General features: G+C 64.3%; 23 protein-coding genes. 7 read left to right on the plus strand and 16 right to left on the minus strand.

What is annotated here, in order from left to right; translation table 11 throughout:
* Positions 1 to 46: 46 nt before the first annotated feature.
* The 12 genes from ACVJNE_RS02330 to ACVJNE_RS02385 all read right to left on the minus strand — a co-directional run bounded on the left by ACVJNE_RS02330 (position 47) and on the right by ACVJNE_RS02385 (position 13332).
* Positions 47 to 1843 (minus strand): gamma-glutamyltransferase family protein, encoded by a 1797-nt coding sequence (locus tag ACVJNE_RS02330; RefSeq protein ID WP_499562613.1) that lies wholly within the window; start codon positions 1841 to 1843, stop codon positions 47 to 49.
* 21 nt (positions 1844 to 1864) lie between these two features.
* Positions 1865 to 2731: an ABC transporter permease gene (locus ACVJNE_RS02335; protein WP_499562615.1), complete on the minus strand. Its 867-nt coding sequence runs from the start codon at positions 2729 to 2731 to the stop codon at positions 1865 to 1867.
* Positions 2728 to 3675 (minus strand): ABC transporter permease, encoded by a 948-nt coding sequence (locus ACVJNE_RS02340; protein ID WP_173192893.1) that lies wholly within the window; start codon positions 3673 to 3675, stop codon positions 2728 to 2730. Before ACVJNE_RS02340 ends, ACVJNE_RS02335 begins: the two co-directional genes overlap by 4 nt.
* Before the next feature lie 61 nt (positions 3676 to 3736).
* The gene (locus ACVJNE_RS02345; RefSeq protein WP_499562617.1) at positions 3737 to 5236 is read right to left on the minus strand and encodes an ABC transporter substrate-binding protein; all 1500 of its coding nucleotides are present in this window, start codon (positions 5234 to 5236) and stop codon (positions 3737 to 3739) included.
* 72 nt (positions 5237 to 5308) lie between these two features.
* Positions 5309 to 6802, minus strand: a complete 1494-nt coding sequence (locus tag ACVJNE_RS02350) for an ABC transporter substrate-binding protein (RefSeq protein ID WP_499562619.1) — start codon at positions 6800 to 6802, stop codon at positions 5309 to 5311.
* Complete coding sequence (locus ACVJNE_RS02355) at positions 6799 to 7926, minus strand: ABC transporter ATP-binding protein (RefSeq protein ID WP_499562621.1); 1128 nt, start codon at positions 7924 to 7926, stop codon at positions 6799 to 6801. Before ACVJNE_RS02355 ends, ACVJNE_RS02350 begins: the two co-directional genes overlap by 4 nt.
* Positions 7923 to 8966 (minus strand): ABC transporter ATP-binding protein, encoded by a 1044-nt coding sequence (locus ACVJNE_RS02360; protein WP_499562623.1) that lies wholly within the window; start codon positions 8964 to 8966, stop codon positions 7923 to 7925. The genes ACVJNE_RS02355 and ACVJNE_RS02360 overlap by 4 nt, the downstream gene beginning before the upstream one ends.
* Positions 8963 to 9724 carry a FadR/GntR family transcriptional regulator gene (locus ACVJNE_RS02365; RefSeq protein WP_499562625.1) on the minus strand — a complete coding sequence of 254 codons (762 nt, stop codon included), beginning with the start codon at positions 9722 to 9724 and terminating at the stop codon, positions 8963 to 8965. The genes ACVJNE_RS02360 and ACVJNE_RS02365 overlap by 4 nt, the downstream gene beginning before the upstream one ends.
* Before the next feature lie 172 nt (positions 9725 to 9896).
* On the minus strand, positions 9897 to 10499 hold the full coding sequence (locus ACVJNE_RS02370; protein WP_499562627.1) for a DsbA family protein: 603 nt from the start codon (positions 10497 to 10499) through the stop codon (positions 9897 to 9899).
* Positions 10496 to 11866 carry an ATP-binding protein gene (locus tag ACVJNE_RS02375; protein ID WP_499562629.1) on the minus strand — a complete coding sequence of 457 codons (1371 nt, stop codon included), beginning with the start codon at positions 11864 to 11866 and terminating at the stop codon, positions 10496 to 10498. The genes ACVJNE_RS02370 and ACVJNE_RS02375 overlap by 4 nt, the downstream gene beginning before the upstream one ends.
* Positions 11863 to 12528, minus strand: coding sequence for a response regulator (locus ACVJNE_RS02380; protein ID WP_499562631.1), 666 nt, complete (start codon positions 12526 to 12528; stop codon positions 11863 to 11865). The genes ACVJNE_RS02375 and ACVJNE_RS02380 overlap by 4 nt, the downstream gene beginning before the upstream one ends.
* A 51-nt stretch (positions 12529 to 12579) precedes the next feature.
* Positions 12580 to 13332, minus strand: coding sequence for a L,D-transpeptidase (locus ACVJNE_RS02385; RefSeq protein ID WP_499562633.1), 753 nt, complete (start codon positions 13330 to 13332; stop codon positions 12580 to 12582).
* Between the two features lie 265 nt (positions 13333 to 13597).
* On the opposite strand from ACVJNE_RS02385, the gene ACVJNE_RS02390 reads away from it, so the two are divergent.
* Positions 13598 to 13732 (plus strand): hypothetical protein, encoded by a 135-nt coding sequence (locus tag ACVJNE_RS02390; protein WP_368803998.1) that lies wholly within the window; start codon positions 13598 to 13600, stop codon positions 13730 to 13732.
* Here ACVJNE_RS02390 and ACVJNE_RS02395 read toward each other — a convergent pair.
* From ACVJNE_RS02395 to rnk, 4 genes are all read right to left on the minus strand, one after another.
* Positions 13712 to 14215 (minus strand): DUF305 domain-containing protein, encoded by a 504-nt coding sequence (locus ACVJNE_RS02395; RefSeq protein WP_499562635.1) that lies wholly within the window; start codon positions 14213 to 14215, stop codon positions 13712 to 13714. The genes ACVJNE_RS02390 and ACVJNE_RS02395 overlap by 21 nt on opposite strands.
* 99 nt (positions 14216 to 14314) lie before the next feature.
* Entirely contained in the window at positions 14315 to 15061 is a 747-nt protein-coding gene (locus tag ACVJNE_RS02400) for a sulfite exporter TauE/SafE family protein (RefSeq protein WP_499562637.1), read from the minus strand.
* A gap of 34 nt (positions 15062 to 15095) precedes the next feature.
* The gene (locus tag ACVJNE_RS02405; protein ID WP_499562639.1) at positions 15096 to 15635 is read right to left on the minus strand and encodes a GreA/GreB family elongation factor; all 540 of its coding nucleotides are present in this window, start codon (positions 15633 to 15635) and stop codon (positions 15096 to 15098) included.
* Between the two features lie 156 nt (positions 15636 to 15791).
* Positions 15792 to 16229, minus strand: a complete 438-nt coding sequence (rnk, locus tag ACVJNE_RS02410; RefSeq protein WP_499562641.1) for a nucleoside diphosphate kinase regulator — start codon at positions 16227 to 16229, stop codon at positions 15792 to 15794.
* Between the two features lie 495 nt (positions 16230 to 16724).
* Between rnk and ACVJNE_RS02415 the strand changes: the two genes are divergently transcribed.
* The 6 genes from ACVJNE_RS02415 (at position 16725) to ACVJNE_RS02440 (ending at position 23834) form a co-directional block, all read left to right on the plus strand.
* Entirely contained in the window at positions 16725 to 17666 is a 942-nt protein-coding gene (locus tag ACVJNE_RS02415; RefSeq protein ID WP_499562643.1) for a DUF6963 family protein, read from the plus strand.
* Complete coding sequence (locus ACVJNE_RS02420) at positions 17653 to 18303, plus strand: TetR/AcrR family transcriptional regulator (protein ID WP_499562645.1); 651 nt, start codon at positions 17653 to 17655, stop codon at positions 18301 to 18303. The genes ACVJNE_RS02415 and ACVJNE_RS02420 overlap by 14 nt, the downstream gene beginning before the upstream one ends.
* Positions 18300 to 19964, plus strand: a complete 1665-nt coding sequence (locus ACVJNE_RS02425) for a thiamine pyrophosphate-dependent enzyme (protein ID WP_499562647.1) — start codon at positions 18300 to 18302, stop codon at positions 19962 to 19964. The genes ACVJNE_RS02420 and ACVJNE_RS02425 overlap by 4 nt, the downstream gene beginning before the upstream one ends.
* A gap of 8 nt (positions 19965 to 19972) precedes the next feature.
* Positions 19973 to 21223 (plus strand): D-amino acid dehydrogenase, encoded by a 1251-nt coding sequence (locus ACVJNE_RS02430; protein ID WP_499562649.1) that lies wholly within the window; start codon positions 19973 to 19975, stop codon positions 21221 to 21223.
* A gap of 66 nt (positions 21224 to 21289) precedes the next feature.
* On the plus strand, positions 21290 to 22885 hold the full coding sequence (locus ACVJNE_RS02435) for an ABC transporter substrate-binding protein (protein WP_499563188.1): 1596 nt from the start codon (positions 21290 to 21292) through the stop codon (positions 22883 to 22885).
* Positions 22886 to 22892: 7 nt separating this feature from the next.
* Entirely contained in the window at positions 22893 to 23834 is a 942-nt protein-coding gene (locus ACVJNE_RS02440) for an ABC transporter permease (protein ID WP_173192935.1), read from the plus strand.
* Positions 23835 to 23839: the final 5 nt, after the last annotated feature.

The following is a 23839-nucleotide window of genomic DNA, read 5'->3' on the forward strand; positions in this document are numbered from 1 at the left end:
ATGGGAACGTTAGCCGCAGGCGCGCGCGAACGCAAAGCCGTTGATGCTAACGGCCGACGGCGTAGGCCTGCATCAAACGGGGCGTTGCGGCGGCACGCAGCATCCCGTCCTCGTCGCGCGCGGCAGCAACCATGCGGCCGATCGACCACTCCGGCGTCACGTCGACGCGATGCCCGCGCGCCTTGAGCGCCTCGATAGTCTCCGTGCCGAATGTTTCCTCGATGGCGAGGTTCCCGGGCTTGCGATCACGCGGATAGAACGAGTTCGGGAAGTGCGCCGTATGCGACATCGGCAGATCGATCGCTTCCTGCAGGTTCATGCCGTGATGGACATGGCGCAGGAAGAACTGGAGCTGCCATTGCTCCTGCTGGTCGCCGCCCGGCGTACCGAACACCATGTAGGGGCGGCCGTCCTTCTCGGCGAGGCTTGGCGTCAGCGTCGTGCGCGGTCGCTTGCCGGGCGCCAGGCTCGCCGGCAGCCCCTCCTCCAGCCAGAACATCTGGGCGCGCGTGTTGAGCATGAAGCCGAGCTCGGGAATGTAGGGCGAGGATTGCAGCCAGCCGCCGGAAGGCATCGCCGCGACCATGTTGCCGTCCCTGTCGATGGCGTCGATGTGAACGGTATCGCCGCGTCGCACGGAGCGCATATCGGCCATGGTGGGCTCGGCCGACGCCGCGTCGGGGTTGGCCACCAGCGACAGGCGCTCGAGGGCGGCATCCATGCGCGCAATCTGCTCCTCGTAACCGGCAATCCGGCCCGGCCGCAGCTCAAGCGACGCTGTCTCGGCGATCAGCTTACGCCGCTCGTCGCTATAGGCATCTGACAGCAGCGTCTCGATCGGAACGTCGATGAAATTCGGATCGCTGTAGTAGTATTCGCGGTCGGCGAAGGCGAGCTTCATCGCCTCGGTCAGCGTGTGGACGAAATCCGGTCCTCGCTTATCCATGGCGCCGATGTCAAAACCCTTCAGCAGCGCCAGCGTCTGCAGGAACACCGGCCCCTGTCCCCACGGACCGATCTTGTTCAGGCGATAGCCATGATAGTCATAGGTCAGAGGCTTTTCGTAGGTCGCCTGCCAGCCGGCCATGTCGTCGGCGGTGATCACGCCGCGATGGCGGGAGCCGCTTTCGTCCATCACCTCGTTCTCGCGCGCGAACCGGTCGATCGCCTCGGCAACGAAGCCGCGATAGAACGCGTCGCGCGCGCGCTCGATCTGCTTTTCGCGGCTGCCGCCGCCCGCCTGCGATTCCGAGATGACGCGCTTCCAGGTATTCGCCAGCGCTTCGTTGCGGAACAGTTTCTTCGCTTCCGGCAACCGTCCGCCGGGCGTGAAGAAGGCCGCCGAGGTCTGCCACTCGCGGGTGAAGAAGTCCTTCAGGCCGGCGATGGTGTTGGCAACGCGCGGCAGCATCGGATGACCGTTCTCGGCATAGTGGACCGCAGGCGCCATCACGTCGGCCAGCGGCAGCGAGCCATGATCGCGCAGAAGCTGCATCCAGGCGTCGAAAGCACCCGGGATCACGGTCGCCAGCAGCCCGTTGCCGGGGATCAGCGTCAGCCCCTGCGATTTATAGTGTTCCATCGTCGCGCCCGCCGGCGTCGTGCCCTGCCCGCACAGCACCTCGGTCTTTCCGGTTCTTGCCGAGTGGAAGACGATAGGCACCTCGCCGCCGGGGCCGACGAGGTGCGGCTCGACCACCTGCAGCACGAATCCGGCCGCCACCGCGGCGTCGAAGGCGTTGCCGCCGCGCTCCAGCATCGCCATGCCGGATTGCGAGGCGAGCCAATGGGTGGTGGTGACGACGCCGAACGTGCCGAGGATCTCGGGCCTTGTAGTGAACATGGATGCTGCTCCGTGGTCTGGTCAGTTGTCGCGTGGGTCGAGCGCATCGCGCAGCCCGTCGCCGAGAAGGTTGAAGCCGAGCACGACCAGGAAGATCGCGCCACCGGGGAAGATTGACATCCAGGGGGCCTGGGTCATGAAGTTCTTGGCGGTGTTAAGCATCGAGCCCCAGGACGGGTTCGGCGGCTGCTGCCCGAGGCCGAGGAAGGAGAGGCTCGCCTCCGCGATGATCGCGGTCGCGATCGTGATCGTTGCCTGCACCACGATCGGCGGCAGCACGTTCGGGAAGATGTAGCGGATCATGATGAGCACGTTCGGCAGGCCGATGGCGCGCGCGCCCTCGACATAATCCTCCGTCTTGACCGCGAGCGTCTGGCCGCGCGTGAGGCGCACGAAGATCGGCGTCGCCGAGAGACCGATGGCGATCATCGCATTGGTGAGGCTCGGGCCTAGGAAAGCGGCAAGCGCGATGGCCAGGATCAGGAACGGGATCGCCAGCAGCGCTTCGGTAACGCGCGAGATGGTGGCATCCACCCAGCCGCCATAATAACCCGCAAGCAGACCGAACGGCACGCCGACGGCAACTGCAATGGCAACCGATACCACGCCCGCCATCAGTGATGCGCGCGCGCCGTAGAGCATGCGCGTGTAGATGTCGCGGCCGAGCTCGTCGGTGCCCAGCCAGAACTCGGCCGAAGGTGGCTTGCGGATCGACGTGAACGAGGTCGCGAACGGATCGTAGCCGGCAAGCAGCGGCGCGAACAACGCGAGCAAGATGAAGGTTGCAACGAGCACCCCGCCGAATACGGCGCTGCGGTTGGAGAGGAACTTGGTCGCCGTGCGCCCGAGCTTGCGGCGCGGCGCGATGGCTTCTGCCTGGACGCTCATTGCGGATGCCTCAGACGCGGATTGATGAGGATGTAGAGGACGTCGGCAATCAGGTTCATGAAGATGAAGCCGACGGCCGTGCACAAGACGACGCCCTGCACCACGGCATAGTCGCGGGTAAACACGGCGTCCACGATGAGCTTGCCGAAACCGGGAATGGTGAAGACCTGTTCGGTCAGCACGGCGCCGGCCAGCAACTCGCCGAACAGCAGCGTCGACAGGGTCACAATGGGCATCAGCGCATTGCGCAGCGCATGTTTGAGGATAACCGTCTTCGGCAGCAGGCCCTTCGCCCGCGCGGTCCTGATGTAATCGGAGGTCAGCACGCCTAGCATTGCAGAGCGCGTATGCCGCATCAGATATGCAGCCAGCGCCGTACCAAGCACGAAGGATGGCATCAGCATCGTGCGTAGCGACTGCAGCGGGTCTTCCGTCAGCGGTACGTATCCGGACGCGGGCAGCAGGCGCCACTGCACGGAGACGATCATGATGAGGATGATGCCGAGCCAGAAATTCGGAATGGACATGCCCGACAACGCGACGGCGTTGGCGGCATAGTCCGTCACCGTCCCCTTCCGCACCGCCGCGATGATGCCGGCTGGAATGCCGATCAGCATCGCCATGATGATCGCCATAACCGCAAGCTGCAGCGTCACCGGCAGCTTCTGCGCGATCAGCGTCGAAACCGGGACGCCGGTGCGCAGCGAATTGCCGAAATCGCCGGTGAGGACGTTACCGAGCCAGGCGAGGTACTGGACGTGGAACGGATCGTCGAGGCGATACTTTTCGCGCAGGAAGGCAAGCACCTGGGGGTCCCGCTCCTCGCCTGCCATGGTCAGCAGCGGATCGCCCGGCAGTATCTTCTGAAGCCCGAACACGATCAGTGTCACGAGCACCAGCGTGGGGATCGCAACGAAAACGCGCCTGGCGATGATCTTCAGCATCCGGTTTGGCTCACGCAATGCAGGGGCGACGGCGCACGGGTACGCCGTCGCCTGGTTTCGACTATTCGGCCAGCATCACGCCCTTGAGGCGCAACATACCGTCCGGATAAGGCTGGAAGCCCTCGACGTTCGAGGCGAGCACGAACGGCCAGGGCTGGTGGTAGACATAGATGATCGGCAGATCGTCCTGCAGGATCGCCTGCGCCTGGTTGTAAAGCGGCAGGCGCGCCTCCGGGTCCGGCGTTTCGCGCGCTTCGTTGAGAAGGCGATCGACCTCCTCGTTGCAGTAGTTGGAATCGTTGAGGGTTCCCTCGCAGGTGACGAACTGATGCAGGTTGCCGTCCGGGTCGACGCGACCGGACCAGCCGATCTGCGCCGCCTGATAGTTGCCGGCCTGCATTTCCTGCTGCATGGCGGCGAACTCGGTCGGTTGAAGGCTGATGTCGAAACCGGCTTCGGTCGCCATGGCCTGGATCAGCTCATTGATCGCCGTGGCTGTCGTGTTGTTGCCGAAGCTGAGCGTGAAGGCGACGCGCTCATGGCCGGCCTCGGCAAGCAGCGCCTTGGCCGCCTCGACGTCGCGGGTGACGACCGGATAGTCGTCGCTGTTGTAGGGGCTCGCCGGCGGGAACGGCTGCTGCGCGGGCTCGAACAGCCCGTTGCCCACCACGTCGTTGATGATGTCGCGGCCGATTGCGAGCTGAAGCGCCTGGCGTACGCGCTTGTCCGTGCCGAGCGGATTGTCGCCGTCACCCTCGCCGCTGGTGTTGATGGTGATGCCCTGATAGCCAAGCCCGGCGATGGGCATGAACTGCAGGTTCGCGTCATCTCTGACGGCCGCAGCATCAGAAGGGTTCAGCCGCTCCAGCATATCGAGGTCGCCGGCACGCAGATTGGCCAGCCGCACGGTCGAATCCGGGATCGGCTGGAAGACAAGCCGCTCGAAATGATAGTCGTCTGCATCCGGATGATCGGCGAATTTTTCCAGCACGATGCGATCGTTCTGAACGCGGCTGACGAACTTGTATGGGCCGGAGCAAACCGGGTTCGTGCCGATATCGCTCTCGAAAGTGGCCGGAGACAGAAGCATGCCGGCACGATCCGAAAGCTGCGCGAGCAGCGTCGCGTCGGGCTGCGCCAGCGTCAGCAATACGGTCGTGGCATCGGGCGCCTCGACACCCGTTACCGAAGTGAGCTCGCTCTTGCGCAGGCTGTCCGGCAGCGTCCGCGCCCGTTCGAGATTTGCAACCACGGCAGCAGCGTCCAGCTTCGTGCCGTCATGGAAGGTCATGTCGTCGCGGATGGTGAAGGTGAGCTTGGTATTGTCTTCGTTCCAGCTCCAGTCGGTGGCGACGCGCGGAACAAATTTCAGCTCGGCATCGACATCGATCAGCTTGTCGCAAAGCGATGCGTAGACGAGGCGGCCGACGAAAGTGCGCGACTTGTGCGGGTCGAGCACGTCGGGGTCTTCCTGAAGCCCGATGCGGAATTCCTGCGCCGAGGCAGCACCCGCGGCCAGCAGCACCGTTGTCGTCAGCAAGGATGATAGTAGCAGTTTCATGATGACGTTCCCCTGTTGTGTGTTTTTTTGTCAGAAGTTCGGGGAGCCGGCGGGGCCGGCTCCCAAAGAGGCCTATTCGGCCATGGTGACGCCAGCGAGCCGGATCATCCCGTCGGGATATGCGGTGAAGCCCTCGATCGAAGCCTGGTGCACGAACGGCCAGGGCAGATAGAAGAGGTAGATGATCGGCATCTCGTCACGCAGGATTTCCTGCGCCTGATCGTAGAGCGCCTTGCGTTCCGCCTCGCCGGTCACCGTACGCGCTTCGTTAAGCAGCCGGTCGACCTCCTCGTTGCAGTATTTTGCATCGTTGAGGCTGCCCTCGCAGGTGACATACTGGTGAATGTTGCCGTCCGGATCGACGCGGCCGGACCAGCCCGACTGACCAACCTCGAAGTCGCCGGCCTTGAGCGCGGACTGAAGTGCCGCGAACTCGGTCGGGCGCAGCGTGATGTCGAAACCGGCTTCCGCACCCATGGCCTGCACCAGTTCGAAGACCTGCTGCATGACGGTGTTGTTGCCGAAGGTCAGCTCGAAGGCGACACGCTCGTGTCCCGCCTCGGCAAGCAGTTCCTTGGCCCGCTCGACATTGCGGCCGTCACCGCCAGTCTCGGGGTTGTAGGCAAAGCTTGCCGGCGGGAATGCCTGATAGGCCGGCTGATAGGTGCCGGCGCCGACGACCTCGTTGATCACGTTGCGGTCGATGGCAAGGTCGAGGGCCTGACGGACACGCTTGTCCTGACCGAGCGGATTATCGGCCCGGTCGCCATTGGCCATGTTGACCTCGATCGCCTGGAAGCCGAGACCGGTGACGGAGGCGAGCTTGATGCTGTCGTCGCCTTCCACGGTTGCGAGATCCGACGGTGCGACGCGCTCGATGATGTCGACGTCGCCCGAGCGCAGATTGGCAAGGCGAACTGTCGTGTCCGGAATCGGCACGAAGGTGACCTTGTCGAAGGCATAGGCATCCGCGTTCCAGTGCTCGGCGAACTTCTCCAGCACGATGCGATCGTTCTGCACCCGCTCTACGAACTTGTAGGGGCCGGAGCAGACCGGGTTCTGGCCGGGATCGTTTTCGAACGAAGCGGGCGACATCAGCATGCCGGCGCGGTCGGTCAACTGCGCAAGGAAGCCGGCGTCCGGCTGCGAAAGCGTGATCTGGACGGTCTGAGCGTCGACCACCGCGATGTCCGCGATGGACGCGACCTCGCTCTTGCGCAGGCTCTCCTCATCCGTACGGGCGCGGTCCAGATTGGCCTTCACGGCCTCTGCGTCGATCGGCGCACCATCGTGGAAGGTGGCCCCCTCGCGCAGCGACATGGTCAGCACGGTGCTGTCGTCGTTCCACGACCATTCGGTCGCGATCTGCGGCACGATGGCGAGCTTCTCGTCGATGTCGACCAGCTTGTCGCAAAGCGAGGTGAAGACGATGCGGCCAACGAAAGTGCGCGCGCGATGCGGATCGAGCACGTCCGGATCGTCCTGCAGCGCGATCCGCAGATCGGCCGCCGATGCGGCGCTCGCCATCAGCATCGCGCCCAGTGTCAGTGTCAGCAGTCTTTTCATGTCTGGCCTCCTTGTTGGTTGATGTCCGGTGTCGACGGCTCCGCCTCGCGGCGAGCCTGGAATGTGCGATAAACTTCGAGGCGACGGCTGAGCGCGGTGTCCGCGCTGTCGTCGGCCCCGATGCCGGGTTCAGCCTCGCCGATCTCGCGCCAGAAATGGCAGGCGACCAGCCGCCCGCCTCCAGCGTCCTCGAGCGCCGGGTGCTCCTGCGCGCAGCGCGGCTGCGCATGCGGACAACGCGTGTGGAAGCGGCAGCCGGTCGGCAAGTCCGTGGGATTGGGCACGTCACCCTGCAGCAATTGCGGCGCGACCCTGTCCTTCGGATCGGGTGCCGGGATGGCCCGAAGCAGCGCCTGCGTATAGGGATGCAGCGGCTTTTCGTAGAGCGGGTCGACGGGCGACATTTCGACGATCTCGCCGAGATACATCACGGCGACGCGATCGCTCATATGGCGGATAACCGCCAGATCGTGCGCGACGATCACCAGTGTAAGGCCGAAGCGTTCCTTCAGATCCTCCAGCAGGTTGATCACCTGCGCCTGGATAGAGACATCGAGCGCCGAGACCGGCTCGTCGCCAATGATGAGCTTCGGCTCGCCCGCCAGTGCGCGGGCAATCCCGATCCGCTGCCGCTGACCGCCGGAGAATTCATGCGGATAGCGATCGGCATATTCGGGCCGCAGTCCTACGATGCCCAGAAGCTCGGAAACGCGGGCACGCACTGCGCCGCCGCGCGCCAGCCCGTGCAGGCGGATCGGTTCGGCGATAATGTCGCCGACCGTCATCCGCGGATTGAGCGATGCGAACGGGTCCTGAAAGATGATCTGCAGGTCGCGCCGCAGGCGCCGCATGTCCCGTGAGATCAGCGACGTGATCGACTGCCCCTCGTAAAGGACGTCACCCTCGCTGGGCTCGATCAGCCGCAGAAGAAGGCGGCCGAGTGTCGATTTTCCGCAGCCGGATTCGCCGACGATGGCGAAGGTCTCGCCACGCCGTATCTGCAGCGAGACATCGTTCACGGCATGCACTGTCGGCGAGGATTCGAACAGCCCGCGCCGCCCGCCGAAGCGCTTGACGAGGCCACGCGCCTCGAGGATCGGCGCTTCCGCAGTCGCAGCGCTCATTGCCGCGCCTCCATTGCCTGCTCGATGGGCGCATACCAGCAGGCCGCGCTATGCCCGTCGCCGAACGGCACGGTCGGCGGGACCTCATCGTGGCAGCGGCTGTCGGCAAGGGGGCAACGCGGTGCGAAGCGGCAACCTTTCGGCATAAGGTCCAAAGGCGGCACGGCTCCCTTGATGGTTGCGAGCCTGCCCTGTCTGCGCCCGAGCGACGGCACCGAACCGAAAAGCCCGATCGTGTAGGGATGCTGGGGATCGCCGAAGATCGCCTCGACCGGGCCGCTTTCGACGATGCGCCCGGCATACATGACAGCCACATCGTCAGCCACCTCCGCGACAACGCCAAGGTCGTGGGTGATGAGGATCATCGCCGTGCCGGTCTCTTCCTGGATCTGGCGCACGAGAGCGAGGATCTGCGCCTGGATCGTCACGTCCAGTGCCGTCGTCGGCTCGTCGGCGATCAGCAATTTCGGCCGGTTGGCGAGCGCCATCGCGATCATGACCCGCTGCCGCATGCCACCGGAAAGCTGGTGCGGGTAGGCATCGAGCCGCTTCTCGGGCGCCGGGATGCGCACCCATTCGAGCATCTTCAGTGCCTCGGCTCGCGCTTCTGCCTTCGAGACGTCGCGATGGCGCATGATGCCCTCGGCGATCTGCTGCCCGACAGTAAACGCCGGATTGAGTGACGTCATCGGCTCCTGGAAAATCATCGCCATTTCGTTGCCGCGCAGGTCCGCGCGGGCCCGCTCCGGCATGGCGAACAGGTTCCGGCCGTTGAACTCCGCCGTTCCCGAGACGATACGTGCCGGCGGAGACGGCAGCAGCCCCATCAGCGCCAGCGAGGTCACGCTCTTGCCGCAACCGGACTCCCCGACGATGCAGAGCGTCTTGCCAGGTGACACGGAAAAGGAAACGCTTTCGACAAGATTGGTCTCGGCGCCCGCCTTGAAGGTCAACGAGAAATCCTTGACCGCAAGAACAGGCTCCGCAGTTGCAGGCGTTAACCGGGCCACACCGCCCTGCACGGCTTGAGCCCGGCTCATGCTCTCGTCCTCACATCAAGTTCCTCGACCTCTTCGATCATGGAGTCCATCCGCCCTTCTTCGTCGTCACCCAGCGCTATCGACTGAAGGTTGGCGTTGATGGCGTTGAGATGGCGCCGCATCGCACGCTCGGAGGCCGGAGCATCCCGGTCGGCGATCGCTTCGACGATCATCAGATGCTCGCGGAAGGAGCTGTCGCGGCGCTCGTCGTTGCGCGCCCGTGCACGCAGGGCCCGCCAATCCGGCTCGCGACGGATGGTCTGCACGACATCGAACAGCGACAGCAGCAGGCCGTTGCGGGCGCATTCTGCGATGCGTCGGTGGAAAGCGCTGTCCCACAGCTCCCAGCCGTCATCGTCGAGCGCGGACGATGTTTTCTGCGCGAGGCGGCGCAGTGCGTCGATGTCTTCCGCAGAGCATCGGATCGCCGCCATACGCGCGAGCGCCGGTTCGATCTGAAGCCTTGCTTCCATCACTTCAAGCGGATTGGTTCGGTCAGCGAGATTGCCGACGAGCAATGGCTGGATGGCGGGACGGCGTCCGATGAAGGTTCCCTTGCCTTGCCGCCGCCAGACGATTCCTTCGGCCTCGAGCACTTCCATCGCCCGGCGAACGGCCCGGCGCCCGAGCCCCATGGACGATGCGAGGTCGCGCTCCGGCGGCAGCCGCCACTCCACATCGTCGCGATGCTCGCGCACGAGCTGGCGCAGCTTCTCCAGCGCGATAGACGAATTCGATGTCGGCCGTTCAGCCTGCAATCCCACCCCTCCGAGAGGAACCATTTCATGAATTGGTTCCCTTCGTTTATTTTGCCGATCCGGCGGAGTGTCAAGTGAAAGCGGTCAGATGCCCACGTAATCGTTCACAAATGCGTGCGATCCCGTGGACAGGACCGGACGAAGGCAATTGAAATGTTGGTGGAAGTTGTCATTAGCCGCGACGGATCGCGGCAACGAGATTGCGCAGTTCGTCCGGTGCAACGGGCCGCTTGTAGAGCGTGCTGCCGACAATGAAACCGGGCGTACCCACCAAAGACAGCGCTCGCGCCTGCGCGTGATTGCGTTCGAGCAACGCGTCTATGGCGGGCAGGTGCACATCGAGCGCATCCCGGACCGCGCCGACATCCACGCCCGCATCGCGCATCGCATCGTCTATACGGCGCAACGTCAGGCGCCCCTTGAGCGCCATAACCGCATCATGCGCTTGCGCATAGACGCCGATCGCATTGGCGGCGAGCACCATCCTGGCAGGATAGAGAACCTCGCCGCCATTGATCGGCCAGTCTTTCATGATCAGGCGAATGCCCCCATCTTCCGCGACGACACGTTTGAGATGCGGGTGAAGCGCCTTGCACGTCGGACACGCATAGTCGAAGAACTCCGCCACCGTGACATCGCCGTCCGGATTGCCAAGCACCGGCAACATCGGATCGAACAGGATATCCGACAGCCTGGGAACCGGCTGCGCAGGAGAGGCACCGGCGGCCATGCACGTTACGCCAGCCACGAGCAGCGTTCTTCTCGTGATCGTCATGGCAACTCCTCTACCGGCAGCGAGAGAACAGCTCGGAGGCCGTGCGGCTCCCGGTTCTCCAGAGACAGATCGCCTCCCATTCGCGAGACCGCCTCCTTCGCGATCGCCAGGCCGAGCCCGCTGCCTTCCGATGAACGATGCCGTCCGCGAAAAAACCGATCAGTCGCGCGAGACAACTCGTCTGCGGCAATGCCGGGCCCTTCGTCTTCGACGCAAAGATCCAGACGCCCCTTGCGCGCAGAAAGCCGGACGACGATTTTTGCCCCCTGAGGCGAATAGACGATCGCGTTTTCGATCAGGTTTCGAAGTGCCAGGGTCGCCAGCACAGGGTCGATCCGCACCGGCCTGTCGGCATCCAGACCATCGTAGACGACCTCCATCGGAGGCGCTGACGGCAACGACAGACTGCCGGCGATGCGCGCCACCAGTTCGCTCGCCCGGACGGCCACTGCGGATGATCGTTCGGCATCACCCTCCACCGCAGCAAGATCGAGCAACTGGCGAACCAGTCGCGACGTGCGGTCGACCCCGGCCGAAATTTGCCGGAGCGCATGGGCATGGACCTCGCCGTCTCCGCTTGCAAGAGCGATCTGCGCCTGCGTCTTGAGCCCGGCGAGCGGGGTCTTCAACTCGTGTGCCGCGAAGGCAGTGAAACTCTTCTCGCGGTCCCGCGCATCCGCAACACGTCTGAAAAGACCGTTCAGCGCCTCGACCGCCGGCGCGATCTCCTTCGGCAGTCGCGCTTCGGGCAGGGGACGCAAGTCGTTGGCATCGCGCCCGGCCAGTGCATGCTCCATATCTTTCAGGGGCGACATGCCGCGCCTAACGCTGAACCAGATCGCGCCGCCGAGAAAAGGCAGAACCAGTGCTGCCGGCGCGACCAGTCCCTTGATGACCTCGCTGACAAGCCGGTCGCGGATGCGGATGCTGTCGCCGACCATCACCCGTACGCCCAGCGCTTCGTTCTCGATCGCGAATACCCGCCAGGTCTCGCCGCCGACGTCTGTTTCGGAAAAGCCCTGCTTCACATCCGTCAGGCGTCCTTGCGGAGCGTGTTCGGACTGACCGACCAGCGTGCCGTCGAGCGACCATATCTGGCAAGAAAGCTGCCTTTCGTATGATTGCGGCTCAACCGCAAGCGATTGCGGGCCGCTGGTGCCGCTGCCATCGATGCTGGCCAACGCCAGATCCACGCGGCGATCGGTCAACAGCGAATCGACCATGCGCGCAGCCTCCATCAGGCGGGCATCCAGTACCCGCTCAAGCTCCGCCTGCGTGCTGAAATAGATCCAGACGACGGCAAGAAACCAGACGAGCCCGGTCGACCCCAGAAGAACGACCAGCAGCCGGGCACGGATCGATCTCATGCGCCCTCCTCCGCCAGACGGTAGCCAAGGCCACGCACGGTGCGGATGAAACCGGCGCCAAGCTTGGCGCGCAGATGGTGCACATGCACCTCGACTGCGTTGCTTTCGACTTCCTCCTGCCAGCCGTAAAGGGCTTCCTCGAGCGTATGTTTGGAAACCGTCATGCCTGGGTGTTCCATCAGCGCGCGCAGAACGCCGAACTCGCGGCGCGTGAGCGTCAACGGCTCGCCATTAAGCGACGCGGTCTGACGTGCGGTATCAAGCGTGACGCCGCACCATTCGAGCTTCGCAGCCGCTCGGCCCTGCCCGCGACGCGCGACGGCTCGAACCCGTGCCGACAATTCGTCTAGATCGAACGGCTTGCCGACATAGTCGTCGGCACCCGCATCCAGGCCGGTGATCCGGTCTGATATTTGGTCGCGCGCGGTCAGAAGCAGCACCGGTGTGATGTTGCCGCCGCCGCGCATCGAGGCGAGAATGTCGAGGCCGGAGCCGTCGGGCAGCATCAGGTCGAGCACGACGGCATCGTAGGGCTGGGCTGACAGCGCCGCGTCGGCATCTTCGCAGGTCGCGACGGCGTCGACCGTGAAGCCCGCGAGACCAAGCCCCACCGAAAGACCGTCGAGCAGCAGCGCATCATCCTCCACGACGAGAACTCTCAAGATATCGTCTCCAGGGCTTCCCTTATGCCGCACCGCTGCCCGCCGATCCGGTCAGCCGACCAGCAAATGCTTCATGGAGGGGTCGGGTATCACGACAATCGGGCTTCCGTCCCTCACTTCTGCGTGCAGATGGATGATGTCCTGATTGACGAGCCGGATGCACCCCGAAGACACAGCCTTGCCGATGCTCCAGGCCTCGGGCGAACCGTGGACGCGATAGAGCGTATCCTTGCCGCCCTGGTGAATATAAAGCGCCCGCGCTCCCAGCGGGTTTTTCAGACCCGGGTCCATGCCGCCATTGGCGATGCTGTAGGGTTCAAGCGCCGGCTGACGCGCGACCATTTCGTCCGGCGGGGTCCAGCGCGGCCACTCCCGCTTGTAGGCAACGATCGCCGCGCCGGCCCACGAAAAACCCTGCCTGCCGACGCCCACACCGTAGCGCGTGGCCCTGCCTCCCTGCTTGACGTGATAGAGATAGCGGTTCGGCGTATCGACGACGATCGTGCCCGGCCGGTGCCGCGTCGCATAGTCGACATCGGTTCGCCAATAGCGCCGGTCCATCTTGCTGACATCGACGGCGGGAAGCGGAAACCGTTCCTCCGTCATGGCGAAATACATGGGTGGAACAGCGGGCACCGGCGGGGATGCAGGTGCGATCGGCGCCGCCGGCACCGTCGGGCGGGCCGCCACGCATCCCGACGCCAGCAACGCACTCATCCCTGCCAGCACGGCCCTGCGCCCCATCCGCACGGTGGCCAGCGCAATCTTCTGTTCGTCGCCGGAAGATCCAAAATTCCGCGTCATCCGCATACCTCGTCAAGTTCATCGAGGTCGCGCTCAACAACGCCAAGCTTAAGGCTGCCTTAAGGACACGGTTGACGTCGAGAAATGAGGTCGGACCAACCTAGGTTGCGCAGCGATGAGTTCGCCTCATCGCCTCATGACGAATACTCGTTGGAGGTGCCCTCCCGAACCGCGCTATCGTTCAGGTGGCGGAATGGGAATATGCAGCGACAGTGTCCCGCAGCAGCCAGCGCCATGAGAGCGGCTTCGATGAAAGGATGTCGCAATGTTCAGATGGTGGAAGAAGATAAGCACCGCGACGAGCCCGCAGACGGCGTTCAACCGGCGCAGGCTCGCCAACACGATGCCCGGCGAAACGGGAGCGCTCGCCGCCAACCGGCTAGGTTGGTTCATCGGTTGACGCTTGCGGCGGCAAATCCGGAGCATCCTGCGGGATCGGATTTGCCTCTATGTCCGCGATCAGGCGATACATCTCGTCGATCTCGCGAACCTGCGCCTCGATGATGCCGTCGGCGAGTTCGCGCACGCGCGGATCGCGTATATGGGCTCTTTCGCTGGTCATGATCGCGATGGAGTGGTGCGGGATCATCGCCCGCATGTAGGACACGTCCGAAACGGTCTCCTGGCTCCTGACGAGCCATAGCGAGCCCGCGAAGACGACGACGCTGGCACCGATGATGAGGGCGTTGGCCGTCCTGTTGCGATACATCGACCACATGAAGACCAACATGATGATCGCCATCGTAGCGCCCATCAGCAGCGCCATCCATGTTTGGGTCTGGCTAAAGGCAACGTGATCCAGGGCATAGGTATTCAGGTACATCAGCCCGAACATCACCACCGTCGACGTTGCGATCATTGCGGCAAAGCGAGCGTATGACATGGCAGCGGCTCCATTTGGTTGCTTGTCCGACAAGCAACCAACAGCTCAGTGCCGGATAGGTTTCACCGCCCGCTGCGCGCTCGCAGGGAACGCACTGCGTCAGGCAAACAGTCGCCAGAAGAAGATCGCGCTCATGGCCGCGCCGACGACGATGACCACCGCGCGGACAACCGACCGGGGCAGCGCGCGGGCCAGCGGCGCACCGGCGTAGCCGCCCGCCGTGGCAGCCACCATCATCACGAGGGCTTGCGGCCAGGCAACGAGACCCGCCAGCGCGAAGGTCGCTACCGAAATTGCGGATAAAACGAAGGACAGGCCGTTCTTCAAGCCGTTCATGAGGTTGATGTCGCGCATGCCCCACAACGAGAACAGCGCAAGCAGCACGATGCCGAGCCCGCCGTTGAAATAGCCGCCGTAGATGGAGACCAGCACGGTGCCCACCGGCCCTTCCGCGGAGCCGAAGCTGTGCCGTTGCGCCCAGTCCCTGATCTTGTCTCCGAACGCGAAGGCAAGGGTAGCGAGCGCAAGCAGAAAGGGCACGACCGCGGAGAAGGCTTCGTTGGAGGAAAACAGCAAGAGGACCGACCCGATCAATCCGCCAATGGCGGTCGCCACCACGATCTTCACCAACCTGACCCGATCGAACGTCGCGATCTCCCGCCGGAAACCGGCCGCACCCGCGAGGTAGCCTGGAAATACCGCGACCGCGCTCGTCGCGTTCGCGGCAACGACCGGCACGCCCGTATAGACGAGAGCGGGAAAGGTCAGAAATGTGCCCCCGCCCGCCACCGTATTGAGCATGCCTGCGAAAAATGCCGCCGCGGCCAGCACCAGATAGTCTGTCATGGATTTCCTCTCCGCCGACTCGCGGCGGCAAAGCCTATGCCGCAGAAGGGCCGGGATCGTCAAAACCTTCTGGCCCCACCGGAGCGGGCTGACGCACCGCTCCTCCAGCGGAATGGACGAGCCGCAGCACGGGCTTGCGCGTCGCGGGTCGCGAAAGCCCGCTCATCGCTTCCTTCTCGCGCCGGACAGCCTCGGGCTGGTAAAGGACCTGTTCCAGCATCACCCGGCGCTCCACCCGGTCGGGGTCGGTGAAGCAGAATTCCTGTCCCTCGATCAGGCCGAGCAGCGCCAGTCCGCGCGGATTGCTGATTGGCAGAAAGAGGCCGACCGGAGCGGACATGTTTCCGTCCGAGATAACCCGCGTGTCCCGCTCACCGCCGTTGACGCTGAAATTGACGCGGCTGCTGAGCGTAGCGACGTTTGCGGGCACATCGTCGCGAAAGACGACAAGGGCGGAATCGAGCTTTCTTTTCAGAAGCAGCGTAAGCGGGTCCTCGCGCCCAAGACATCGGTCGCGCATCACCTCGAGAATGGTGAAGTCCTTGGTTGTTAGAATGCAGCTCTCGGCCGACATCGCAGTTCTCCATCGCTCCGCCAGAAGGCGGCAAAATTGAAACGAGAGTGGAGAATCCCCTGGCCGCTGACGCGGCACAGGGGCTACGATCCTGCGATGAGGCAGCCTCCGAAGAGCTTGAGGCGGGAGAGAAGCGGAACCCGGTTCATGCCAACGCTAGTTTTCGCTCACGGCATCGACACCAGCCGTGGCAGCCGCTTCGCCAACGCTCTCGACGGTCAGCCGGTGGCTGCGCCCGTCCCGCGATGCCCAATCAATGGATTGCCCGGCCGACAGTCCGATCAGCGCCGCGCCGATCGGCGTCAGGATCGAGATTTTCCCCGCGGCGATGTCCGCCTCACCGGGGAAGACGAGCGTGACGGTACGATCCTCGCCCGCATCCGTCGTGAAGCGGAGGGTCGAGCCCATGCGCACGATGTTGTCGCCAAGCCGGCCGTCCGCGACCAGGCGCGCGCGGTCCAGTTCGGCGAAGAGCTGTTCGGCGACGGCGGGGTTGCGCTCGGCGAACGATTCCGCGAGCAGCGACAGCCGCTCATGGTCGGAACGCGTCATGGAGATCGCGGGCTTGCGGTGTTTCTTGTTGTCTGCGGCCATTGCTGGACATCCTGTTGACCGTGTGGCCGCGCTTGCATCGGCAAGGGCCTGCGGTCCGTTTAGAAATTGCTGATTTTTTGTCGCGTATCCAGCCTACCGCCCATCAGGCGAAAGCCGATGCCCCGCGGCCGGGGCGCGACGCGACCGAGCCGCGGGTCAGTGTCCCGCGATAGGACACACCCGGTAACGGATGGAAATGCGATGCTCGGTCTTGCTCATACTGGCAGAGGTGGGCGATCGCCTGGCGAATGTCAAGCCGCACCAGTTGGATGACGAGCGCCGGACATGCCGGGCCGCCTTGCTGGCCAAGCTATTCAGGCCTTTTACCTCCGGTGTGACAAAGCGCGCGAACCACCTGTTGCCAGTTCGATTTTCCGTTGCGTTTGCCGATTGACAAGGCGCCGGCTCCCGCTTAGCGTTGCAAATGTGACCGGGTGTTCACATTTAGTCCGGCAGCTCAAAATGTCTCGCGAGATGGCGCAGAAGGGGTAGTCCTTGACGATCGGCATCGCTTCCTTTGGCACCCGTTCAGGGGCGGCTGTTTTCAATGCCGTGCTCGCTGCCGAATTGCTTGGCCGGGGCGCCATTGGCGGCTTTGCCGTCTTCGCGATCCTCGGCGCCGACGGCAAAGTGCATCACCGCTGGACGCAGGATGGAGGCGTCGGCACGCTCGACATTCCAGCTTCATGGCATGACGCGGGTATCGCAGCGTGTATTTCGAGCGGCCCGAACCGCCCCGAACCGCTGATCCAGTTCCTGCCCGGCGCAAACGGATGCGGACTGGTGACCGGCCATCGCCTGCCGCACGCGCCCAATACCAGCGACGTTCCGATCAATGATGCCGTGCTTGCGCGCCTGAATGCCGGCGAAACACCGCAGGCGGCAATCGACACTGAACTTGCGTCGTGCCCCGAGATCGATGCAGGCCTGATCGCGATCACTGCCGACGGCAGGCTTGGCTGGGCGAACTCGGCGCGAGCAAAGCGCCGCAGCGACCTGGGATTGGCGCACCGCAGCGCGGCCGATTGCGGCTTTGCCCTGCTTCACAATTCGATCTTCGTTGCCGACGGTCCCTGCCAGAATCTCGCGGATGCGTTGTCCGACATTGCCTGGCAGGCGCTCACCGGCACCCCTGCCCCGCACTCCTTCCTGAAGCTTGACCGTCCGATCGCGTTTCGCCTCGCTGAACGGGACCGAATTCTTGTCAGCGAGACCGGTGACATCATCGGACTGGAGACGGCGAACCCGGCCCTTCTAACCGCGGACCGTGTCGGCACGGCAGGCTATCTCTCGGCGGAAATCTGGCAGGCCGAGCGCAGGATCGGCATCGCGGTCACCGAGCTTTTCGCGCGCATGGCCGGTGGCACCGCCCATCCGCAGGACGAGGCGGGCTCCCGAAACTTGATGATTGCGAGGCTTTCCGATGTCGCGGCGTGAACGAACCGAACGCGCGATCCTCCAGGCACTGGAGGACCAGATTCGCGAGACCGGCATGGCCGGCGTCGGGGTCAATTCCGTGGCCAAGCGGGCCGGCGTCAGCAAGGAGCTGATCTACCGCTATTTCGACGGCATGCCGGGCTTGATGATGGCCTGGATGCAGGAGCAGGACTTCTGGACGAAGCGCGCCAACGTCGTGAAAAACGACGAGTCGAGCGAGCAGACACCCGCGGCCCTGATCCTCGCGATGCTGCGCGAGCAGATGGACGGCCTGGCAAACAACCAGGCCCTTTGCGAGGTCCGCCGCTGGGAGTTGATCGAACGCAACGAGGTAAGCGCCAAGCTGGCCGATCGCCGTGAAAGTGCCGCCCGCGCCTTCATCGATCGTGTCGACGGACTAACCGACGACGTCGACGTGCCGGCCGTCGTCAGCATCATGCTGGCCGGCATTCTCTACCTGATGCTCCGCTCCAAGACCGAGGAATACTTCCTCGGCGTCTCGCTGCGCACGCCCGAAGGCTGGGACCGGCTATGGAAGGCCACCCAGCACCTGACGGGCGCATTGCCGCCAGACCTCAAGGAACAGTCGCTGCGCTCGCTCGAGATGCGCCGCACGCCGAAGGAAACCGATCAATGACGCGCGCGGCCGACCTGCTGGTGAATGCACTGGTCGCACATGGCGTCGACCGGCTCTTCTGCGTGCCAGGTGAAAGCTATCTCAGCGTGCTGGACGCGCTGACGGCACGCGATGAAATCGACGTCGTCACCACGCGGCATGAAAGCGGCGCGGGCTTCATGGCGCTCGCCGATGCCCGCCTTGCCGGGCGTCCCGGTGTGGCCTTCGTCAGCCGCGGCCCGGGCGCGATGAATGCGGCCATCGCCGTGCATTCGTCGCAACAGGACGCAGTGCCGCTGGTGCTGTTTATCGGCCAGGTGGAACGCGCCCATCGCAACATGGGAGCATTCCAGGAAATCGATTACGGCCGCGTGTTCGGCCCGATGGTGAAGTGGGTCGCCGAGGTGAACGACGCTTCACGGCTGGCCGACACGGTGGCAACCGCGTTCCATGCGGCGGCGAGCGGAACGCCCGGCCCTGCGGTCGTCGTGCTACCCGAGGACATGCTCGAAGACGACGTGACCGGCGCGCCCGTGACGGTCAATCGAGTGGCCCGTGCCGCAGCACCTCACGATGACATCGAACGGCTCAGGACGTTGATCGACGAGGCAAAGCGGCCACTAATTGTCGCTGGCGGCATCCTGAAGGCAAATGGTGGCGAGGCAGCGCTGCGATCGGTGGCCGAAGAGTTCGGCATCCCCGTTGCGGCGGCGGTCCGTCATGCCGACCTCATGCCCGGCGACCACCCAAACTATGCGGGTCACATGACCTATGGCGCGCCGGCCGAACTGCTGCGCGGCCTCAAACAGGCGGACCTCGTGATCGCCGTGGGCACGCGGCTGGGAGACGTCACCACCCAGGGCTATGCCTTTCCAGCGGCACCCGCACCCGAACAACGCGTGGTACATGTCTGGCCGGATGCAGCCGCGGTCGGCAGTGTTCGCAGCCTCGACATGGGCATCGCCGCCGATCCGCTCCTGTTCCTCGACCAGCTACGCGCCGTCGCGCCTGAGACGCCGAGCGAGGAGCACATCAGATGGTGCGCCGAACTTCACGCCACCGCGACTGCCCTGCGCCAGTGGAGCGGAACGGCAGAGGCGCCGGACGGCATCGTCTTCGGCGCGTTCGTGGAGGCCTTCGACCGGCTGCTTGGCGACGAGGCGATCATCGCTCTCGATGCCGGCAATTTCGGCGGCTGGGTGCAAAAGCACATGCGCTTCGGCGGCGGCCGCGCGATGCTGGCGCCGGCGTCCGGCGCAATGGGCTATGGCGTGCCGGCAGCCGTCGCCGCCAGTCTGCGCCACCGGGATCGCAAGGTCGTCTGTTTCGTCGGCGATGGCGGTTTCCTGATGACGGGAAGCGAGCTTGCGACTGCCATGCAAAGCGGTGCGGCGCCCATCCTCGTCGTCTCGGACAACGGCTCCTACGGCACCATCAGGATGCATCAGGAAAAGCACTTCCCGGGACGCGTCGGCATGACCGCCCTGACGAACCCGGACTTTGCCGCCATGGCAACCGCCTACGGTGCGCTTGGACTGCGGGTCGAGACTGCCGGCGAGATCGAAGAAGCGATTACGACCGCGCTTTCGGCTGACCGCCCGGTCGTGATCTCGGTCAAAACCAGCCTCCAACACATATCGGCAGCGGCGACCATCGACTCGCTGCGCACGGCAAACAGGTAGCAGGGCTTATGCGCATCGCCGTCATAGGAGCGGGCATTATCGGCATGACCACGGCGTATTTCCTGCGCCGCGAAGGCTATGCCGTAACGGTTATCGACCGGCAGAGCGAACCCGGCACCGAAACGAGCAAGGCCAACGGCGCGCAGTTGAGCTACAGCTTCGTCGCGCCGCTGGCCGATCCGGGCGTTCTGCCGAAACTGCCTTCCTGGCTCACCGACAAGGACGCTCCGCTGCATTTCCGTCTCCGCGCCGACCCGCAGCAATGGCGCTGGGGGCTGTCCTTCCTGCGCGCGTGCCAGCGCGCCACGGCACGCCGCGTCACGATGGAGCTGCTAGAACTCGGCATCTCAAGCCGCGAGTTGCTGCGCAAGATGGTGGCGGACGAGGGTTTCGACTTCGACTTTTCACCGTCCGGCAAGCTGCTCGTCTACGAAGACGACGCGACATACGCGAAAGCCCGTGCACAGATGGCGTTTCAGGATGGCTCCGGTGGCGAGCACAGCGTGCTGACCACGCAGGCCTGCCTCGATATGGAGCCGACTTTGGCGCAAAGCGGGCGCGGCATCGTCGGCGGCATCTTCCTGCCGGAGGAGGATGCAGGCGACTGCCTGAAGCTCTGCGCCCAGCTTCACCGCAAGCTCGCGCATCCCGCGTCGGGCGTCGACTTCCATTTCGACACCGAGGTACGCGGTCTGAAGCTGGAGGGCGGTCGCGTGGCCGCGCTCGATACGAGCGCCGGCTCTCTGCAGGCAGACGGATACGTGATCGCCAACGGGCTTGGGGCACAGCGGCTTTCCACGCAAGCAGGTTTCAACCCGCTGATCTATCCGCTCAAGGGCTACAGCCTCACCTACCAGTTGACGCCGGAAAGCCAGGCGCCCCGGCTGAGCGTGAGCGACATCAGGACCAAGGTTGTCTATGCGCGGCTAGGCGACCGGCTTCGCGTGGCCGGAATGGTGGACATAGGCGACGGCGACGCGGGCATCCGCAACCGCCGCATCGAGTTGCTGAAAACACAGGTCCACGATTTCCTGCCGCAGCTCGCACCGGCGGCGGAACCCGAGCCTTGGGCTGGCCTGAGGCCGGCGCGTCCGGACAGCACACCGCTGATCGGGGCCACGCCCTACACGAACCTCTGGATCAATGCCGGGCACGGAAGCCTGGGCTTCACGCTGGCGGCGGGAAGCGCCGGCCTGCTGCGGGACAGGATTGCGCACCGTCCCACAGCCATCAGGGAGGGCAAATTCGCGCTTCACTAGCAGAGAGCATCAATCCGCCAAAGGGGCAGGAACGTCCCGGCAACCAACGAGAAGGGGAATATCATGATGCAGACATATGGACGATTTTTCAGGCATGCCCGCGCGCTGCTATGCGCGGCAGCGGTGATGGTACCAATGGCAGGCCATTCGGTGGCGCAGGCCGAAACCCTGCGAGCCGTGATGCAGTCTGGCCTTCGGGTCATGGACCCGGTGCTGAGCACCGCCTTCCTCACGCGCAACCATGGCTACATGATCTACGATACGCTGCTCGGCGTGGACTCCGACTTCAAGGTGCAGCCGCAGATGGCGAACTGGACCGTCTCCGAAGACGGCAAGCTCTACACGTTCACGCTGCGCGACGGCCTCAAGTGGCATGACGGCGAGCCGGTTACCGCCGAGGACGCCGTCGTCTCACTGAAGCGCTGGGCCGAGGTGGACACCACCGGCCAGGCGCTCATGACCATGGTCGAAGGCATCGACGCCGTCGACGAAAAGTCGTTCGAGATCAAGCTCAGCCAGCCGACGACGCTGGTCCTCTCCGGCCTCTCCAAGCTCAGCTCGCGGCCGGCCTTCATCATGCCGAAACGCATCGCCGAGACGCCCTCCTCCGAACCGATCACGGAATTCGTAGGCTCGGGTCCGTTCAAGTTCGTCGAGGCCGAATTCCAGCCGGGCATCTCCGTCGTCTATGAGAAGAACGAGGACTACGTGCCCCGCGACGAGCCGTCGAGCTGGACCGCTGGCGGCAAGGTCGTCAATGTCGATCGCGTGGAATGGGTGACGATGCCCGACCAGATGACGGCTATCAACGCGCTGCAGAACGGCGAAGTCGACTTCATCCAGGAAGTGCCGTTCGACCTGCTGCCGCTGGTGGAAGCCGCCGACGGCATCAAGGCCGAGGTCATGGACGAGCTCGGTGCCTGGACCTACTTCCGCATGAACCACCTGTACCCGCCCTTCGACAACAAGCTTGTGCGGCAGGCGGCGATGGCGGCCGTCGGGCAGGAAGACGTGCTCAAGCTGCTGGTTGGTAATCCTGATTTTTACCAGACCTGCGGCGCTGTCATGGGCTGCGGCAATCCGAACGGCGATGAGTATGGCGCCGAGTGGGTCGTCAATTCCGACATCGAGCGCGCGCAGTCCCTGCTGAAGGAAGCCGGCTACGATGGCACGCCCGTCGTGCTTCTCCAGCCGACCGACATCGCCATGCTGGCCGCCCAGCCGATCGTACTCGGCGACGCGCTGCGCAAGGCCGGATTCACCGTCGAGATGAAGACGATGGACTGGCAGACGGTCGTGACCCAGCAGGGCAATCAGAACCCACCTTCGGAAGGCGGCTGGAACATCTTTTCGACCTACAGCATCCTTGCGACCAGCGGCGATCCGTTCGGCAACACCACCCTGTCGACGGCCGGACGCTCTTCATGGGCCGGTTGGCCCGACGTGCCGGAGATCGAGGCGCTGAGGCTCGACTATGCGCGCGCCGCAACGCCGGAGGAGCAGAAGGAGATCGCGGTGAAGATCCAGAAGCTCGCGATCGACGAAGGCGTCGTGGGGCCGCTGGGCCAGTTCCGCATCCCGGCCGCCTACAGCACCGAGTGGACGGGCTTCCCGAAGGCTCCGGTCACCCTGTTCTGGAACGTCCAGAAAACGGCTGAGTGAGGAAACGATGTTCCCTTATGTCATCAAGCGGGTACTGGCGACGATACCGGTGATGACGATGGTCGCGGTCGTGGTCTTCGCCATGCTTCGGCTGACGCCTGGCGACCCGGCCGCGATCCTTGCCGGCGATGATGCTTCGGGCGCGCAGCTCGAGCAGATTCGCCGGACGATGGGACTGGATCAGCCGATCCTGACCCAGCTCTTCGTGTGGCTGAAGCAGTTGCTTCAGGGCGATCTTGGAGTGTCCCTCATTTCGGGCACTCCGGTCGTCAGCATGATCGGTTCGCGCGTTGCTCCGACCATCTCGCTCGCGCTCGCCACCATCGTACTGACGATCATCGTCGCCGTGCCGATGGGCGTTGTGGCGGCGCGGCGCCCGGGCAAGCTGCTCGACCGCACCGTCATGACCTTTTCGGTCATGGGATTTTCAATCCCGACCTTCGTCATCGGCTATCTCCTGATCTACCTGCTGTCGCTCAAGCTGGGCTGGTTCCCGGTGCAGGGCTACAGCCCGATCGAAAAGGGCATAGGCCCGTTCCTGCATCGCCTCGTGCTGCCCACCATCGCGCTCAGCGGAATCTATGTCGCGCTGGTCGCCCGCATCACCCGCAGTAGCGTGATCGACGTGATGGGCGAAGACTACATCCGCACCGCCCGCGCCAAGGGCGCGCGCGAAAGCACGGTCCTGCTGCGTCATGCGCTGCGCAACGCCGCCGTGCCGATCGTCACCGTCATCGGCATCGGCGTAGCGTCTCTGATAACCGGCGTCGTCGTCACGGAATCCGTATTCAACCTGCCGGGCCTGGGACGGCTCGTGGTGGAAGCCGTGCTTGCCCGGGACTACCCCGTCATCCAGGGGCTCATACTCCTGTTCTCGTTCACATACGTGCTGATCAACCTCACGGTCGACATTCTCTACACCGTGTTTGATCCGCGGATCCGTTACTGAGGCCG

It is taken from the genome of Mesorhizobium sp. DxT (assembly GCF_058448885.1).

What these genes read in the sequence shown, in the direction of transcription:
- ACVJNE_RS02330 (WP_499562613.1), bottom strand. Translation starts at nt 1,843, where the DNA reads ATGTTCACTACAAGGCCCGAGATCCTCGGCACGTTCGGCGTCGTCACC.
- ACVJNE_RS02335 (WP_499562615.1), bottom strand. Translation starts at nt 2,731, where the DNA reads ATGAGCGTCCAGGCAGAAGCCATCGCGCCGCGCCGCAAGCTCGGGCGC.
- ACVJNE_RS02340 (WP_173192893.1), bottom strand. Translation starts at nt 3,675, where the DNA reads ATGCTGAAGATCATCGCCAGGCGCGTTTTCGTTGCGATCCCCACGCTG.
- ACVJNE_RS02345 (WP_499562617.1), bottom strand. Translation starts at nt 5,236, where the DNA reads ATGAAACTGCTACTATCATCCTTGCTGACGACAACGGTGCTGCTGGCC.
- ACVJNE_RS02350 (WP_499562619.1), bottom strand. Translation starts at nt 6,802, where the DNA reads ATGAAAAGACTGCTGACACTGACACTGGGCGCGATGCTGATGGCGAGC.
- ACVJNE_RS02355 (WP_499562621.1), bottom strand. Translation starts at nt 7,926, where the DNA reads ATGAGCGCTGCGACTGCGGAAGCGCCGATCCTCGAGGCGCGTGGCCTC.
- ACVJNE_RS02360 (WP_499562623.1), bottom strand. Translation starts at nt 8,966, where the DNA reads ATGAGCCGGGCTCAAGCCGTGCAGGGCGGTGTGGCCCGGTTAACGCCT.
- ACVJNE_RS02370 (WP_499562627.1), bottom strand. Translation starts at nt 10,499, where the DNA reads ATGACGATCACGAGAAGAACGCTGCTCGTGGCTGGCGTAACGTGCATG.
- ACVJNE_RS02375 (WP_499562629.1), bottom strand. Translation starts at nt 11,866, where the DNA reads ATGAGATCGATCCGTGCCCGGCTGCTGGTCGTTCTTCTGGGGTCGACC.
- ACVJNE_RS02385 (WP_499562633.1), bottom strand. Translation starts at nt 13,332, where the DNA reads ATGACGCGGAATTTTGGATCTTCCGGCGACGAACAGAAGATTGCGCTG.
- ACVJNE_RS02390 (WP_368803998.1), top strand. Translation starts at nt 13,598, where the DNA reads ATGTTCAGATGGTGGAAGAAGATAAGCACCGCGACGAGCCCGCAGACG.
- ACVJNE_RS02395 (WP_499562635.1), bottom strand. Translation starts at nt 14,215, where the DNA reads ATGTCATACGCTCGCTTTGCCGCAATGATCGCAACGTCGACGGTGGTG.
- ACVJNE_RS02400 (WP_499562637.1), bottom strand. Translation starts at nt 15,061, where the DNA reads ATGACAGACTATCTGGTGCTGGCCGCGGCGGCATTTTTCGCAGGCATG.
- ACVJNE_RS02405 (WP_499562639.1), bottom strand. Translation starts at nt 15,635, where the DNA reads ATGTCGGCCGAGAGCTGCATTCTAACAACCAAGGACTTCACCATTCTC.
- rnk (WP_499562641.1), bottom strand. Translation starts at nt 16,229, where the DNA reads ATGGCCGCAGACAACAAGAAACACCGCAAGCCCGCGATCTCCATGACG.
- ACVJNE_RS02420 (WP_499562645.1), top strand. Translation starts at nt 17,653, where the DNA reads ATGTCGCGGCGTGAACGAACCGAACGCGCGATCCTCCAGGCACTGGAG.
- ACVJNE_RS02425 (WP_499562647.1), top strand. Translation starts at nt 18,300, where the DNA reads ATGACGCGCGCGGCCGACCTGCTGGTGAATGCACTGGTCGCACATGGC.
- ACVJNE_RS02430 (WP_499562649.1), top strand. Translation starts at nt 19,973, where the DNA reads ATGCGCATCGCCGTCATAGGAGCGGGCATTATCGGCATGACCACGGCG.
- ACVJNE_RS02435 (WP_499563188.1), top strand. Translation starts at nt 21,290, where the DNA reads ATGCAGACATATGGACGATTTTTCAGGCATGCCCGCGCGCTGCTATGC.
- ACVJNE_RS02440 (WP_173192935.1), top strand. Translation starts at nt 22,893, where the DNA reads ATGTTCCCTTATGTCATCAAGCGGGTACTGGCGACGATACCGGTGATG.